Genomic DNA, 14,766 nt, shown 5'->3' with positions numbered 1-14,766 from the left:
GTAGCTTGATTGAACACGTTGGTTACATATTTGATTTCCTTCATTTTGTCACGGAAGGCTAGACAACAGAAGGTGTGGTTCGTTTGACGCTTACGCTTGTTCCGGAAATCATGACAAATGACCTGCTCCCTCCCCAAAAAAACCGCCCGGCACTAGCCGGACGGCAGACAAACATTTTTTACATGTTAAGCGGTCTTAAGCTAGCTTCGATCTGAGCGCGCTTTGGCTCAAGGAATGGCGGCAGTGCCAGTTCCTCACCAAGGTGCTCCATGTCTTCATCCGTTGCAAAGCCCGGCTCATCTGTCGCAAGCTCAAACAGAATACCGTTTGATTCACGGAAATAGATCGAACGGAAGTAATAGCGGTCCACTTCTCCTGACGTCATGAATCCGAAGCTGCGGATTCGCTCATCCCACTTTTCATAGTCTTCAAAAGTCGGCACTCGGAAGGCTACATGGTGAACACTTCCACGGCCCGGACGCTCCGGCGGCAGGTCAGGACGCTCTTCGATATGCACTTCTGCACCAGTTCCACCCTCAGCAACTGACATGACCTGAATTGCCGGAAGAGCAGCACCTGCGCGGTTCGGGTATTCACCCACTTTTTCAAAACCAAGCACGTTCTCTAGAACAGCAATGGTTTTATCTGCACGGCGGACCGTCAGCGTCACAGGTCCAAGTCCCACAATCGCGTGTTCTTTTGGTACATCAGCACCTGTCCATGGTACACCCGGTGCGACGCCTGCCTCGCCATTATCCGCAACCAGCATCAGGCGTGATCCTTCTTCATCTTCAAAGTAAAGTGTGTCACGACCCGCACGCTTTTCAATGTCATCATGACGCACATTCAGCTCGTTGAAACGTTCTTTCCAGTAGTGAAGTGACTCTGTTGTTGGTACGCGGAATGCTGTATTCGAGATACTTGAAACGCCTGGATACGTGCGCCCCGCCATCGGGATATCAAAATACGTCATATCTGTTCCCGGACTGCCCACCGCATCCGCATAAAATAAGTGATAAGATGACGTGCTATCCTGGTTAACAGTTCTTTTAACGAGGCGCATGCCTAATACCTGTGTAAAAAATTTATGATTTTTCTCAGCAGCCGATGTGATGGCTGATACATGATGAATACCTGTTACATTCATAACTAACACTCCTTTTATCTCGAAACTGAGATACTTTCTGACTTTATTGTAAGCCTGAATGTAAAAGAATGCAAGAAAAAATATCTCGAATTCGAGATATTTTCACAGATATATGTTTTAATTCAAGGATTCCAATAAAAACCGCCCCATTAAGGAGCGGCTCATCAACTATTAATCTTCAAGCGCCTGCTCAAGGTCAGCAAGTAAATCTTCAATATCTTCAATGCCAACTGAGATTCTTACAAGCCCGTCAGTAATACCAAGCTCTGCGCGACGCTCTGCAGGAATAGATGCGTGTGTCATTCGTGCAGGTACTGAAATTAGACTCTCTACTGCGCCAAGGCTTTCAGCGAGCGTAAAATATTTTACCTTCTCAAGCACGCGTGCAGCTTTCTCACCGCTGCCGACATCAAATGAAATCATACCGCCAAAGCCGCGTGACTGCTTCGCTGCTGTTTCGTGACCCGGATGTGATTTGATTCCAGGGTAATGAATCGTTGTTACACCTTCATGACGCTCAAGGAAGGATACAATTTCTTTCGCGTTCACTTCATGCTCTTCCATGCGCAGACCAAGCGTTTTAATGCCGCGCATCAACAGCCATGAATCCTGTGGTCCAAGGATTGCCCCAACAGAGTTCTGAACAAAATGTACTTCTTCAGCAAGTTCAGCTGAATTCACAACAACCAGTCCTGCGACAACATCACTGTGTCCGCCAAGATATTTTGTTGCACTGTGTACAACGATATCTGCACCATGGTCGATTGGCGTCTGCCAGTATGGTGTTGTAAAGGTATTATCTACAATTGTCAGTAGTCCATGCTCCTTGGCAACCGCTGACACTGCTGCGATATCTGTTACTTTTAGCAGTGGGTTAGTCGGTGTTTCGATAAATACTGCTTTCGTATTTTCCTGAATCGCATCCTTCACATTTTCAGGGTTACTTGTATCAACAAACGTTGAATCAATGCCAAGACGGTTAAGCACCTTGGTCATGACGCGGTAAGTACCGCCGTAGACGTCATCTGTTAATACAACGTGAGATCCTGTATCAAACAGCATCATCACTGAACTGATCGCGGCCATTCCTGAACCGAATGCGAATCCTGCATGACCATTTTCAAGGTCCTTGATTAATTCTTCAAGTGCGTGGCGCGTAGGGTTACCCGTACGTGAATACTCGTAGCCCTGGCGCAGACCGCCAACACCATCCTGCTTGTATGTGCTTACCTGATAAATCGGCGTGGAAACCGCACCTGTTGCTTCGTCTCCAACAATACCGCCATGTATCAATTTTGTTTTCTGCTTCATATGTGATCAACCACCTTCATAGATATTCTGACTCAAGTAACGTTCACTGCTGTCAGCGAAAACCGTTACGATATGACTGCCTTTTTCAGCTGTTTCCGCTTCTTTCAGAGCAGCATGAAACGCTGCACCTGATGAGCTGCCGACAAGCAGGCCTTCTTTTAACGCCAGTTCTTTTACCCAGTAAAAAGCGTCCTTATCATAGACTGTATGAATCGCATCAAATAATTGTCTATCCATATAGTCAGGGAGAAATTCCATTCCGATCCCTTCCGTTTTATGAGGACCGGATTCGCCTCCGTTAATCGTTGAGCCTTCTGGTTCTACAATAACGGTTTTAATTGCCTGGTTCTGATCTTTTAAAAAGCGGGCATTTCCCATAAATGTACCGCCTGTACCTGCTCCGGCAACAAAAATATCAATGTTGCCATCGAGGTCGCGCCACAGTTCAGGACCCATGGTTTTGTAGTACGTCTCAGGATTAGCCGGATTGCCAAACTGAGCCGGTGAAAATGAATCCGGGATCTCGCGCACAAGCGCCTCTGCTTTTGCGATCGCACCTTTCATTCCATCAGCCGTTGGTGTATTAACCACTTCAGCGCCGAGTGCACGCATCAGCGTCTGCTTTTCCACACTGAACTTTTCGGGTACTACAAAGATCACTTTGAATCCACGTCCGACAGCAGCGAGTGCAACACCAATTCCAGTGTTGCCCGCTGTCGGCTCAATGATTGTGCCGCCTTCTTTTAATTCACCGCGCTTCAGGGCATCTGCGATGAGTTCCATTCCGAGGCGGTCTTTGACGCTGCCGCCCGGGTTAAAATACTCCAGTTTCGCAAAAATCCGGCATTCGTTTGGAACCGGAATGCCGGAGATTTCTACGACCGGCGTATTGCCGATCAGTTCGTGCACGCTTTTTGCTACATTCATTTAAGCGTCCTCACCAAATACATCTTTCCACTCATCGCGCTTAGCAAGCATGTCAGCAGCGATTTCCTTCGCGCCTTCAAGACTGTGATTCGCTGCCCAGCCGCACTGAACTTCGTTGCATGCCGGTACTTCGTCAGCTTTCAGCACATCATTCAATGTTGCTTCAATCGCATTCAGAATCTCATCGTAGTTATCATGGTTGAGCACAGCAAGGTAGAATCCTGTCTGGCAGCCCATCGGCCCGATATCAACAACATTGTCCAGGTGGTTACGGATATTTTCAGCCATTAAGTGCTCAATTGAATGAAGGCCATCCATTGGCATATGCTCTTTGTTCGGCTGCTTAAAACGCATGTCATACTTATGAATTTCATCGCCGTTCTGGCCTTTTGTGACGCCTACTAATCTTACATACGGTGCTTTTACTTTCGTGTGGTCAAGATTGAAGCTTTCTACATTCATTTTCTTTGTCATGTGAAATCTCTCCTTTGAAAGTGTGATTGTGTTTATCTTAACTGGTATGGCGATGGGATGTACAGGGATTTCCATTCGGGTTCTCTTCTATAACCGTTAATCTGCGCTTCAGGCGGATGCTTTCCGAGCGGTGGTCGCTAAGCCTCCTCGGCTTCGCCTGCGGGGTCTCAGCTGTCCCACTTATCGCTCCGGAGTCACCGCCTTACGCTCCGATTAACTAAGTTGTTTTTACAAAGTCCCTCATGTTAATTTGTATAACTTTGATATTTATTTCTTCACCGCATGAATCAGCCACGCGTATTCATTCATTCTTTTAAATGAAACAGTAAACCCCGCTTCTTCGAGCAGTTCGTTCATAACCGGAATGGTTGTATAGTATTCTCTTTTCAGGTCTTCAAGCAGATTCATATACCCCTGCTGTTCTACTTTTTCCCACTGGGCATGCTTCGCTTCTTCTGTTTCAAAAATGGTATCTGCAAAAACGATTTGCCCGCCTGGTGGTAATGCAGCTGCATAGATGTTTGCTGCCTGTGCTTTTTCCTGATCTGTCAGGTGGTGAAAAGCGTAGGTGCTGACGAATGTATCCGGTTTTTCATTTAACTCAAATTCCAGGAAGTCTCCGTCAGTAATATTTAAAGCAGGAAAACGCTCCTGCGTACGAATGCGCATGGCATTATTCGGTTCATAGGCTGTTACTTTCAGGTTTTTCGCTAAAAGTTTTTCAGTCAGATTGCCAGTGCCCGGACCAAATTCTACTGTATGTCCTGAAGCCATGGATGCAACTTGTTCAAGAATCACGTCATAGTGCTCAAAAACAGCTGCGTATTCTTTGTCCTGCCCACTGACTGAAGCATCGTAACTATCTGCCCATTCATCAAAAATTTCTACAAACTCACGTCCCATATTAGAGCCACTCCATTCAAAATATATTATTCTTATCAAGATACTCGGAATTAACCGGGACGGTGATTATATTATCAGAAATTGAATGGTTTGTCACGTCTACAATTCCTATTTAAGCAAATCGCATGAAAAAAACCGACTCGTTTGGTATGTTTTAAAATGTACCTTTAAGGAGGGATTTCTATAACAACATTATTAGAAGAAATTAAAGCTTATAAAGAGACTTTTAAGAAAAAGGCACCTGAAGATAAACAGCGGCTGATGGCTCAGGCTACAAAAGAACTTGAAGATTCCGGCGTTGCAACAGGCCTGAAAGAAGGCGATCAGATGCCCTCATTTACTTTACCTGACGCTGCCGGCAAGGAGATTTCCAGCGATATGCTACTGTCTGAAGGCCCGGTAATTGTGACATTTTATCGCGGCGGCTGGTGCCCTTATTGTAACCTTGAGCTAAAAGCTTGTCAGGAGCAGCTTTCAGCAATTAAGGATTCAGGAGCCCGCCTTGTAGCGATCAGCCCGGAAACGCCTGAAGCTTCATTAAGCACAAAAGAGAAAAACAACCTTCAATTCACAGTATTAAGTGATGAAGGAAATCAGGTTGCTGATCAATTCAATCTGGTGTTCAACATGCCAGATTACCTGATTGAACTTTATAAAGATTCAGGATTGGATGTAGCCGGACATAATGGAAACGATGACTGGGAGCTTCCAAAGCCTGCAACGTTCGTGGTTGATTCTTCAGGTAAAATTGTATTTGCTGATATTAACTCCGATTACACTTACCGGACACCGCCTGAAAAGGTGATTGAAGTGGTTAAACACACGAAATAAGAAAGTAAGCCGGTTTTCCCCTCAGGAAAACCGGCTGTTTTTAACTGCCAAGTAAATACTGTGGCGGATGACACGCATTGACTGTGAGGTAGCTTTGCCACTCTCTTTTTGACAGCTCCCATTCAACCGGATATTGCCCCCATTCCCATGAAGGGTTCCAGTAGCCTTCTGTATGAAGCTGACGTGCATACCATGCTGCATTTTCTTCAGCCAGGTCTTCAAACCTTTCATATAAAGGTGATTGTGTATTCTGGATCAGCTGGATTGGCTGTAGCCCGTATCCCTGCCACTCTTCAGGATTTTTAGTAAATTGAACGTGTTGAACAATCTTTTGAAGGATCAGCTGCTGAAGATCCGGCTTCGGTGTCATCTCAGCCAGCCTGTAAAAGCACTGGATTTCATGCATATCCCATTCAATGATGTCATCCAGACGATTAAGGACATCAGTTTCCAGTTTCGCAGTGAATAGGCCCTGCGGTCGGCAGCGCTGAAAATATCCGAGAATTTCTGCAGACGGGTTACCCGGTGTTTTTTCAAATCCGGTTTCACCTTTATCATTCACATGCCACCAAGGTGCACGGGGAACATGATTCACAGTCACCGGTACGATTGGAAAATACCGTTTCTCTCCATCATACTGTTTCTCTAAATAGTTCAGTGCCTTTGAGACCATCGGATGTTCACAATTGATCGGCAGCTGCATCAGATATTGAAGTGCAACAGTTGTTTCAAGTACAGATGAATCAATCAGCCGCCGGTCAGGCTCAAGCGCATGACCAAATCCACCGTCAGCATTCTGATATGATTCAAGCGCACGTACGACACTTTCAGTTGTGCCCTCTCCCTGTCTGAATTGATGAAATGCCCTGTCCACTTCTCTTGCATCACGTGATATGTATAGATTAATTGCGATTTTCTGATCTTTTGTCAGGTGTTTATTTAAAATATTCATTTTCTCGCCTCCAGGTATTGGTATTCGTGACTGCAGAGAAAAAATCCTTCAAAAAAAACTGCCTCAATCAAGAGACAGTTTTTAAAAGTTGATTACATTTGTTCAGGAGCTGCTACACCGATCAGCTTCAGTGCGTTGCTGATGGTCTGGCGTACTGCCTGAATCAGATTCAGACGTGCTTTTGTCAGCTCAGGTGCTTCTGCATCAAGTACTTTGTTCGCATTGTAGAAGCTGTGGAACGCTGAAGCGAGTTCGTTAATGTACGTTGCTACGCGATGCGGTGTACGCATTTGAGCAGCAGTGCCCACTACCTGTGGGAATTCACCTAGCTTTTTCAGCAGGTCGATTTCCTTTTCAGTACCGATCAGTGATACATCAGCCTTGTCTGCAAAGCTGAAGCCCTGCTCTTCTGCTGAACGCAGAATGCTGCAGATACGCGCGTGCGCATACTGGGCATAGTAAACCGGGTTTTCATTCGATTGAGATACAGCAAGGTCAAGGTCAAAGTCCATATGCGAATCACCTGAGCGCATCGCGAAGAAGTAGCGTACTGCATCAAGGCCTACTTCGTCTACGAGTTCACGCATCGTTACAGCTTTACCTGTACGTTTACTCATCTTCATTTTCTCGCCGTCTTTATAAAGCTGAACCATCTGAATCACTTCAACTTCAAGGTTCTCACGGTTATAGCCAAGTGCCTCAACGGCCGCTTTCATACGCGGAATGTAGCCGTGGTGATCTGCACCCCAGATGTTAATCACTTTACCAAACCCGCGCTCGAACTTATCACGGTGATAAGCCAGATCAGGCGTCAGGTACGTATATGAGCCGTCATTTTTGATCAGAACGCGGTCTTTGTCGTCGCCAAGCTCCGTTGAACGGAACCATGTTGCACCATCTTCTTCATAAATGTGGCCGTTATCTCTCAATACTTTTAGCGCATCATCAATCTTGCCGCTCTTATAAAGTGATGTTTCAGAGAACCACACGTCAAATGGAACGCGGAATGCTTCAAGATCATCCTGCAGTTTTTTCAGCTCAAATTTCAACCCGTATTCACGGAAAAATTCATAGCGCTCTTCTTCAGTAGCATTCACATATTTATCGCCGAATTCTTCAGCAAGCGTATTGGCGATTCCAATGATATCAGCACCGTGGTAGCCGTCTTCAGGCATGTCCTTGTCGTGTCCAAGCGCCTGGAAATAGCGTGCCTCAACAGATAGTGCAAGGTTATGGATCTGGTTACCGGCATCATTAATATAGTATTCACGCGTGACATCATAGCCTGCTTTTGCAAGAACGTTAGACAGTGAATCACCAACTGACGCACCACGTGCATGTCCAAGGTGAAGGTCACCGGTTGGATTAGCAGATACAAACTCGACCTGCACTTTTTCACCACCGCCGGTATCTGTCTCACCGTATGCTTCTCCCGCAGTCAGAATTGACGGGATCAGGTCAGTCAGATAAGCGTTGTCCATATAAAAGTTGATGAACCCGGGTCCTGCGATATCAAGCTCTTTAATAGAAGCTTTTGACTGGTCGAAGTTGTCAACGATGTCCTGTGCGATCTGACGCGGTGCTTTTTTCGCTACGCGTGCAAGCTGCATTGCCATGTTCGTTGAGAAATCTCCGTTTGCTTTGTCTTTTGGCGTTTCTAAAATCACTTCAGGTAACTGCTCTTCAGTTGCAAGCCCTGCCTTTAGTACCGCATCTTTAATTTCCTGCTTCAGTTTTTCCTGTACATCCAATGCAATCGTCATTGCACAGCCTCCTTGTAATCAATCGTCATTTTATAAGAACCCACGCTCGATCCCTGCATCTCGAGTCCGTACGTGATTTGAAAACGTCCGTCTTCTGTGCCTGGTGTCTTATGGGTATATCTTTTTGTATCTGTTAAAAGTGACAGCGTTCCGTGTTCACTTTCATAACTGCTCATCATTTTATTGCCGCGGCTGAATGCAAGTCGCATCTTCACTGCACCGCTTCGTAAAATAACCGCACTGTCTTCTTCCATTTTCACAATGGTACGGACGGTGCCGCCGTTTTGTTCTTCTTCATATTTTAAATAGTGAATATTATTTTTCTGAATCCATTCCCCTTCAGACTCCAGGGTTAGTTTTTCCTTTGAGCCGTCGGGCTGTGTGATCACTGTGGTCAGATGAATGGATACGGGTGTTGCATTTTCCATCTTGCTCACTCCGTTTCGCTCAATTAATAACCTTTCTATTATAAGAGAGGATGTGTGTAAAATGCAATGGAAGTTGTGGGGGTTTGGGAAGAAAAATCTTATATCGGAGAGTGCGAATATACAGCATTACTATAACAACGGTTGATCTACGTTTCAGGGGGACGCTTTCCGGACGGAGGTTGCTGAGCCTCCTCGCCTTCGGCTGTGGGGTCTCAGCTTCCCTCTAATCGTCCCGGAGTCGCCCCCTTACACTTCGGATCAACCTGGAGGGGGGTTAATTAATTTAAATGATCCACATCGAATTCCTTTCTATAAGTAAGGAGGTATATACAGATAAATGTCGTATGATGGTTCCCGAAGGTCGTATATGCGCCTTTGAAGTAGCGATACACCCGGATTGAGTGCTGTATTACGTTCGGCGAAGGTCATATCAGAACCGCCGAGTGTCGCGACAGCTAATCTAGCTGCCTCCGGTAACAGAAAAAAGACTGCGGCAACCCGCAGCCTTCTTAAATCTTTTATTTCACAAACCCTAACAGCATTTCACGCAGCATTTTACTCGCTGTGTTGGCTGTTTGTTCCGAGTGGTCATAGACCGGTGCGACTTCAACTAAGTCTGCACCTACCACAGTAACATTCGATCCAGCAATTGCGTGGATTGATGCAAGCAGCTCACGTGATGTGATGCCGCCTGCATCAACTGTACCCGTACCTGGTGCGTGTGCCGGGTCAAGTACGTCGATATCAATCGTCACATACACATTACGGCCTGCAAGTGTTGGCAGGATTTCTTTTAGCGGCTCAAGCACTTCAAATTTTGAAATGTGCATACCGTTTTCTTTTGCCCACTGAAACTCTTCTTTCATGCCTGAACGGATGCCGAATGAGTAGACATTCTTCGGACCGATATGCTCAGCAATTTTACGGATCGGTGTTGAGTGTGAAAGCTCTTCACCCTCATAGTCTGTGCGCAGGTCTGTGTGCGCATCAAAATGGATGATGGCAAGATCATCATATTTTTTCGCAACAGCCTTCATGACAGGCCATGACACCAGGTGCTCCCCACCCATGCCGAGTGGAAACTTTCCGTCTTTTAAAAGAGAATCAATATACTCTTCGATTAATTCGATGCTTTTATATGGATTACCAAACGGCAGCGGAATATCGCCTGCATCGAAGTATTTTACTTCATCGAGCTCGCGGTCAAGGTACGGACTGTACTCTTCAAGACCGATCGACACTTCGCGGATGCGGGCAGGGCCGAAGCGTGAGCCTGGACGGTAGCTGACTGTCCAGTCCATCGGCATGCCGTAGATCACTGCCTGGCTTTCATCATAGTTCGGGTGACTTTTAATAAAAACGTTTCCTGAATACTGCTCATCAAATTTCACAGGGGATGCCTCCTATTCAGTTAAGTCTTTCACGAATTTCGGCAGCGCAAATGCTGCATTGTGAAGCTCTTTTGTATAATACTTCGTATCGATTTCATGGAATCTTTCTTCAGCCACTTTTAAAGGATCATGCTTCTTAGATCCTAGTGTAAATGCCCACAGACCACTTGGGTATGTTGGGATATTGGCAGTATAAAGGCGCGTGATCGGGAAGATTTCCTTCACATCACTCATGACCTGCTTAATCAGATCCGCTTTGAACCATGGGTTATCGGACTGTGCTACGAAAATACCGTCTTCTTTCAGCGCATTGGAAATACCTGAATAGAAGCCTTTTGTAAAAAGGTTAACAGCCGGTCCAACAGGTTCAGTTGAATCAACCATGATCACATCATACTCATTTTTACTTTCAGCGATATGCATGAAGCCGTCTCCAACGATGACTTCTACGCGCTCGTTTTCAAGATCTCCTGCGATTTCAGGAAGGTACTTTTTCGAGTACTCGATGACTTTGCCATCGATTTCAACAAGCGTTGCTTTTTTCACAGACGGGTGCTTCAGTACTTCACGGATCACGCCGCCGTCTCCTCCGCCTACAACAAGTACGTTTTCAGGGTTCGGGTGTGTGAAAAGTGGCACGTGTGCGACCATTTCGTGGTATACGAATTCGTCTTTTTGTGATGTCATGACCATGCCGTCAAGAAACAGCATGTTGCCCCATTCTTCTGTTTCAGCCATGTCGAGCTGCTGGAAATCTGTCTTTTCTGTGTGAAGTGTCTTGTTGATTTTCATTGTAATGCCGAAGTTTTCTGTTTGTTTTTCTGTGAACCAGAATCCGCCCATTTTGCATTTCTCCTTTAAATATAATAACCGCAGCAGGTCTCCGTTTCAGGGGGACGCTTTCCGCAGGGCCGGCGGTGAGCCTCCTCGTGCTTTGCACTGCGGGGTCTCACCTGTCCGACTTATCCTGCTGGAGTCGCCCCCTTCCACTGCGACCGGCTGCTAAGATTGTTTATATCATTCGTTTTCTTAATAAAATTGGATCTTATTCTTACGCGCTTCAAGTGTACGATATGTGTTTTCCACCTATATCGAAAAGAAAACACACATGAGGAAAAGTATAGACTTTTTTGGGGAGATTTCAAGGTGTTTTTTTGAAAGTTTGGTTCGTTTAGATGAACTTTTTGAGGCGGCATGATGCAATAGCCTTCTCCAGGACAATGACTTTAAAGTTAAAAGATTAAATCCCTGCAAGTTTGCACATACTACTGTTAAAAAACAGGAGGCGGGGGCGTTGGGGCGTGTTTCGCGGAGAAGACGGAGGAAGCGGGTAAGGGCGTTGCAGCTTGCTTTACTTGGACTGATTGCTTTTGTGTTTTTATGGGGCGCTTCTGTCACGGTACTGTACTTTTATGCTAAGACGACGGGGCCGCCATCGATTGCGGTGACGCAGTCCACACTGCTGTTTGACGGTGATGATCAGCTGATTGGTGAACGGTCTTCCGGGGAGAAACGGTACTGGAAGCCGCTTGATGATATTTCACCTCATGCTGTAAAGGCGGTCATTGCAGTGGAGGACCGGAAGTTTTATGACCATAAAGGATTTGATTTTAAAAGGATTGCAGGTGCTGTTGCTGCCGATATTAAAGCAATGGCTAAGGTACAGGGTGCAAGTACCATCTCGCAGCAATATGCGCGCAACCTTTATCTGACACATGATAAGACCTGGGCCCGGAAGCTGAATGAGGCATTATATACAATACGGCTTGAATGGAATTATGAAAAAGAAGATATTCTGGAAGGTTACTTAAATACGATTTATTACGGTCATGGCCGCTATGGAATTGAAGCGGCGAGTCAGTATTATTTCGGCGTTTCTTCTGAGGATCTGACGCTCGCTCAGGCTGCGATGCTTGCAGGGATTCCGAAGTCACCATCCGGCTATTCCCCGGTTGATTATTTTGATCGGGCAAAGGAACGTCAGGAGCTGGTGCTTGGTGAAATGGTTGAAAACGGTGATATTACAGCTGAGGAAGCTGAAGCGGCGATAGATGAAAAGCTACAGGTTACTGCTTCACCGCCTTCAGAGTTTCTTGGAGCCGCCCCATACTTCCAGGAGGCAGTCTGGAAAGAGGTAGAGTCGATTGACCTTGAACCCTATTATTTAAAGTATGGTGGTCTCAAAATTTACACAACACTTGATACTGAACTTCAGACAATCGCTGATGAGGTCGTGAAAGAGAATATGCCTGCTGACACTGCCCTTGAAGTAGCATTTGCAGCAATGGATCCTGAGAGTGGTGAAGTGCGTGCAATGATTGGCGGGCGGGACTTTGTACAGACCCCTTTTAACCGTGTGACCCAGGCACTGAGACAACCCGGTTCAACGATTAAGCCGATTTTATATACAGCTGCAGTAAAAAATGGATTCACGCCTGCGACAACGATGCGCAGTGAACCGACGACGTTTGTTTACGATGAAGGCAGAAGTGAGTATGCGCCACAAAACTTTAATCAGAAGTACGCGAACGATGCGATTACACTGGCTCAGGCGATTGCGATTTCAGATAATATTTATGCAGTAAAAGCGCATGAATTCCTGGGCAGTGACGCACTGAAGGGTCAGGCTAAGCAGTTTGGCTTCAGCACACCTGTTGATGAGGTCCCTTCTGCGGCACTCGGCACTTCCGAAGCCGTCCCGCTCGAATTGTTTAATGCTTATTCTGCTTTTGCCAACGGCGGTAAACGGGTGAAGCCGATATTAATCAGAAAAATCGAAGCGCCTGACGGTGAAATCATTTATCAGGCAAAATCAAAATCAAAACGGATTATGGATGAACAGGAAGCATTTGTGATGACGCACATGCTGACAGGTACGTTCGATCCTGCGCTAAATGATTATTCAACAGTGACAGGAATTACGCTTTTAGATGAAAAGACGCGTGAATACGCAGCAAAATCAGGTACAACCGACACCGATCAGTGGATGGTCGGCTTTTCACCCTCTCTCACAGCTGGCGTATGGACAGGCTATGATGATGCCAGAACGCTGACGCTTACAGAAGATAAGCAGGCGGCTAAATGGATCTGGCTGCGCTTCATGGAGCGTGCCCATGCATCGCGGCCGGAGGAATTTTTCGTCCCTCCACCCGGTGTTACGGCCGTTCAGATGGACCCGCACACCGGACTGCTGTCAGGAGAATCATGCGGTCAGCGGACAGCCTACTTTACAGAAGAAACGGTGCCGCTTGAGGACTGTGACGGCAATGCTGCGCCACCGCCCGGCGAACCGGTCAGCGGACATACAGAAGATGAAAACTGGTTCAAAAAGTGGTTCCTGGAGTAGAAAAATTGAATGCAAAAAAACCCGAGGTGTGCGGCCTCGGGTTTTTTCGTGTCCTAGCTACATATCCATGCAACTGTAAAATAATTTTACTCTCTTTCACGGTCACTAGCAATAATAGGTGACAGTTTTCTACAATCCGTCACATTTTGTTCACGAATGTCACTTTTATGTTGACAGAAGGGCCTGATGAAGCTCCGGTTCAGATGCATTCCAGAAAGCTTCGTTATGCGCTTTAAGGAAGTCTGCCAGTACTTTTTTAGATGACTCATCCATATGGTCCACAATGATTTTACGCTTCATTGATTTATCCATCAGATTCACGTGATCCGCGAGCACCTTATACCCTCTGCGCTTCTCAACGTTCACAACCATTTCACATGCAGTAACACCCGCATAATAAGGTCCTTCAGGCTTGCGGTCAATCGTTACCCAGACAAGCCAGTAATCCTTACCGCCCGCTGAATCTTCACGGTTTGTTGTAAATTTAATCCGCTTTTCGACTTTAGATCTCGCATGCATTGCCCCGACGTCCACTTCTGCTTCCTGCTCTGCCACATCAACAATGACAGGTGATACGTTATCAAGGCTCAGTGAACCGACACCGTAGCCTCCGTGGCCATCTGTCGGATCATTTTTGATAATGTTAAACCCGATATTTTTCTTTTTGTCTGACATGTATGTCCACTCCTTATATTTAAAGCTCTGTTAAAGTTGGTTGGTGATTTCCGCTGCAGGGGGAACGCTTTCCGCAGGGCGTGCGGTGAGCCTCCTCACGCTTCGCGCTGCGGGGTCTCACCTGTCACGCTTCTCCTGCTGGAGTCGTCCCCCTTCCGCTTCAATCACCAACTGTGCTAAAACAACATTAGGCTTTAACAAAGCCATATTTAAAAATAGTAATCGTCCCGTTTACACTGGCGATCGCTTTGAAGATAATGTGCAGGCATTACTAAACAAAATGATCAATTCTTACTTTATGTATAAAAACTTAAAATAATATACAATGAATGTGCGTTATCGTATTTAATTGTATCATAAGAGATCAATTGAAGACGATGAATACACTCTGAAGGGAGATCATGAATATGCCAATCGTAACAGTGAAAATGCTTGAAGGACGCAGTGATGATCAGAAAAAAGCGCTCGCTGCAAAAGTAACAGATGCCGTTGTGGAAACAACCGGTGCATCGCCTGATAAAGTGTCGATTATTATTGAGGAAATGAAGAAGACGGATTATGCCGTTGGTGGTGTACGGGTTAGTGATCAGTAGAAAAGCGGAAGCAGGCGTCTAGGTC

The 14,766-nt window shown here is 46.0% G+C and carries 14 protein-coding genes; 3 read left to right on the top strand and 11 right to left on the bottom strand.

Going from position 1 to position 14,766, the window contains the following annotated elements; all coding sequences use genetic code 11:
• Positions 1–178: 178 nt before the first annotated feature.
• The 5 genes from JOD21_RS14895 to JOD21_RS14875 form a co-directional block, all read right to left on the bottom strand.
• On the bottom strand, positions 179–1,147 hold the full coding sequence (locus JOD21_RS14895; RefSeq protein ID WP_204730382.1) for a ring-cleaving dioxygenase: 969 nt from the start codon (positions 1,145–1,147) through the stop codon (positions 179–181).
• Positions 1,148–1,318: 171 nt separating this feature from the next.
• A complete protein-coding gene (locus JOD21_RS14890; protein WP_204730381.1) occupies positions 1,319–2,458 on the bottom strand; it encodes a bifunctional cystathionine gamma-lyase/homocysteine desulfhydrase in 1,140 nt (379 codons plus the stop codon).
• A gap of 6 nt (positions 2,459–2,464) precedes the next feature.
• Positions 2,465–3,385, bottom strand: coding sequence for a PLP-dependent cysteine synthase family protein (locus JOD21_RS14885; protein WP_204730380.1), 921 nt, complete (start codon positions 3,383–3,385; stop codon positions 2,465–2,467).
• Positions 3,386–3,859, bottom strand: coding sequence for an S-ribosylhomocysteine lyase (locus JOD21_RS14880; protein ID WP_041123515.1), 474 nt, complete (start codon positions 3,857–3,859; stop codon positions 3,386–3,388).
• Positions 3,860–4,126: 267 nt separating this feature from the next.
• Positions 4,127–4,762 (bottom strand): methyltransferase, encoded by a 636-nt coding sequence (locus JOD21_RS14875; RefSeq protein WP_204730379.1) that lies wholly within the window; start codon positions 4,760–4,762, stop codon positions 4,127–4,129.
• A gap of 183 nt (positions 4,763–4,945) precedes the next feature.
• On the opposite strand from JOD21_RS14875, the gene JOD21_RS14870 reads away from it, so the two are divergent.
• On the top strand, positions 4,946–5,593 hold the full coding sequence (locus JOD21_RS14870) for a peroxiredoxin-like family protein (RefSeq protein WP_204730386.1): 648 nt from the start codon (positions 4,946–4,948) through the stop codon (positions 5,591–5,593).
• Positions 5,594–5,633: 40 nt separating this feature from the next.
• On the opposite strand, the gene JOD21_RS14865 is transcribed toward JOD21_RS14870, so the two are convergent.
• The 5 genes from JOD21_RS14865 to speE all read right to left on the bottom strand — a co-directional run bounded on the left by JOD21_RS14865 (position 5,634) and on the right by speE (position 10,970).
• A complete protein-coding gene (locus JOD21_RS14865; RefSeq protein ID WP_204730378.1) occupies positions 5,634–6,545 on the bottom strand; it encodes a prenyltransferase/squalene oxidase repeat-containing protein in 912 nt (303 codons plus the stop codon).
• A gap of 92 nt (positions 6,546–6,637) precedes the next feature.
• Positions 6,638–8,308, bottom strand: coding sequence for an arginine--tRNA ligase (gene argS, locus JOD21_RS14860; protein WP_204730377.1), 1,671 nt, complete (start codon positions 8,306–8,308; stop codon positions 6,638–6,640).
• On the bottom strand, positions 8,305–8,736 hold the full coding sequence (locus tag JOD21_RS14855) for a YwiB family protein (protein ID WP_204730376.1): 432 nt from the start codon (positions 8,734–8,736) through the stop codon (positions 8,305–8,307). Before JOD21_RS14855 ends, argS begins: the two co-directional genes overlap by 4 nt.
• 518 nt (positions 8,737–9,254) lie before the next feature.
• On the bottom strand, positions 9,255–10,127 hold the full coding sequence (gene speB / locus JOD21_RS14850) for an agmatinase (protein ID WP_204730375.1): 873 nt from the start codon (positions 10,125–10,127) through the stop codon (positions 9,255–9,257).
• 12 nt (positions 10,128–10,139) lie between these two features.
• Positions 10,140–10,970, bottom strand: a complete 831-nt coding sequence (gene speE, locus JOD21_RS14845) for a polyamine aminopropyltransferase (protein ID WP_041123522.1) — start codon at positions 10,968–10,970, stop codon at positions 10,140–10,142.
• A gap of 496 nt (positions 10,971–11,466) precedes the next feature.
• Here speE and JOD21_RS14840 point away from each other — a divergent pair, with 496 nt between their 5' ends.
• Positions 11,467–13,473, top strand: coding sequence for a transglycosylase domain-containing protein (locus tag JOD21_RS14840; RefSeq protein ID WP_204730374.1), 2,007 nt, complete (start codon positions 11,467–11,469; stop codon positions 13,471–13,473).
• A gap of 165 nt (positions 13,474–13,638) precedes the next feature.
• Here JOD21_RS14840 and JOD21_RS14835 read toward each other — a convergent pair whose 3' ends face one another.
• Positions 13,639–14,148 carry a YwhD family protein gene (locus tag JOD21_RS14835; RefSeq protein WP_204730373.1) on the bottom strand — a complete coding sequence of 170 codons (510 nt, stop codon included), beginning with the start codon at positions 14,146–14,148 and terminating at the stop codon, positions 13,639–13,641.
• A gap of 407 nt (positions 14,149–14,555) precedes the next feature.
• Between JOD21_RS14835 and JOD21_RS14830 the strand changes: the two genes are divergently transcribed.
• Positions 14,556–14,741 carry a 2-hydroxymuconate tautomerase gene (locus JOD21_RS14830; RefSeq protein ID WP_204730372.1) on the top strand — a complete coding sequence of 62 codons (186 nt, stop codon included), beginning with the start codon at positions 14,556–14,558 and terminating at the stop codon, positions 14,739–14,741.
• Positions 14,742–14,766 lie beyond the last annotated feature (25 nt).

It is taken from the genome of Jeotgalibacillus terrae, assembly GCF_016908195.1.
Classification (GTDB): domain Bacteria; phylum Bacillota; class Bacilli; order Bacillales; family Jeotgalibacillaceae; genus Jeotgalibacillus; species Jeotgalibacillus terrae.
Note: the sequence above shows the minus strand (reverse complement) of the source record. Positions and strands in the feature narration are given on the sequence as shown.

What these genes read in the sequence shown, in the direction of transcription:
- JOD21_RS14895 (WP_204730382.1), bottom strand. Translation starts at nt 1,147, where the DNA reads ATGAATGTAACAGGTATTCATCATGTATCAGCCATCACATCGGCTGCT.
- JOD21_RS14890 (WP_204730381.1), bottom strand. Translation starts at nt 2,458, where the DNA reads ATGAAGCAGAAAACAAAATTGATACATGGCGGTATTGTTGGAGACGAA.
- JOD21_RS14885 (WP_204730380.1), bottom strand. Translation starts at nt 3,385, where the DNA reads ATGAATGTAGCAAAAAGCGTGCACGAACTGATCGGCAATACGCCGGTC.
- JOD21_RS14880 (WP_041123515.1), bottom strand. Translation starts at nt 3,859, where the DNA reads ATGACAAAGAAAATGAATGTAGAAAGCTTCAATCTTGACCACACGAAA.
- JOD21_RS14875 (WP_204730379.1), bottom strand. Translation starts at nt 4,762, where the DNA reads ATGGGACGTGAGTTTGTAGAAATTTTTGATGAATGGGCAGATAGTTAC.
- JOD21_RS14865 (WP_204730378.1), bottom strand. Translation starts at nt 6,545, where the DNA reads ATGAATATTTTAAATAAACACCTGACAAAAGATCAGAAAATCGCAATT.
- argS (WP_204730377.1), bottom strand. Translation starts at nt 8,308, where the DNA reads ATGACGATTGCATTGGATGTACAGGAAAAACTGAAGCAGGAAATTAAA.
- JOD21_RS14855 (WP_204730376.1), bottom strand. Translation starts at nt 8,736, where the DNA reads ATGGAAAATGCAACACCCGTATCCATTCATCTGACCACAGTGATCACA.
- speE (WP_041123522.1), bottom strand. Translation starts at nt 10,970, where the DNA reads ATGGGCGGATTCTGGTTCACAGAAAAACAAACAGAAAACTTCGGCATT.
- JOD21_RS14835 (WP_204730373.1), bottom strand. Translation starts at nt 14,148, where the DNA reads ATGTCAGACAAAAAGAAAAATATCGGGTTTAACATTATCAAAAATGAT.
- JOD21_RS14830 (WP_204730372.1), top strand. Translation starts at nt 14,556, where the DNA reads ATGCCAATCGTAACAGTGAAAATGCTTGAAGGACGCAGTGATGATCAG.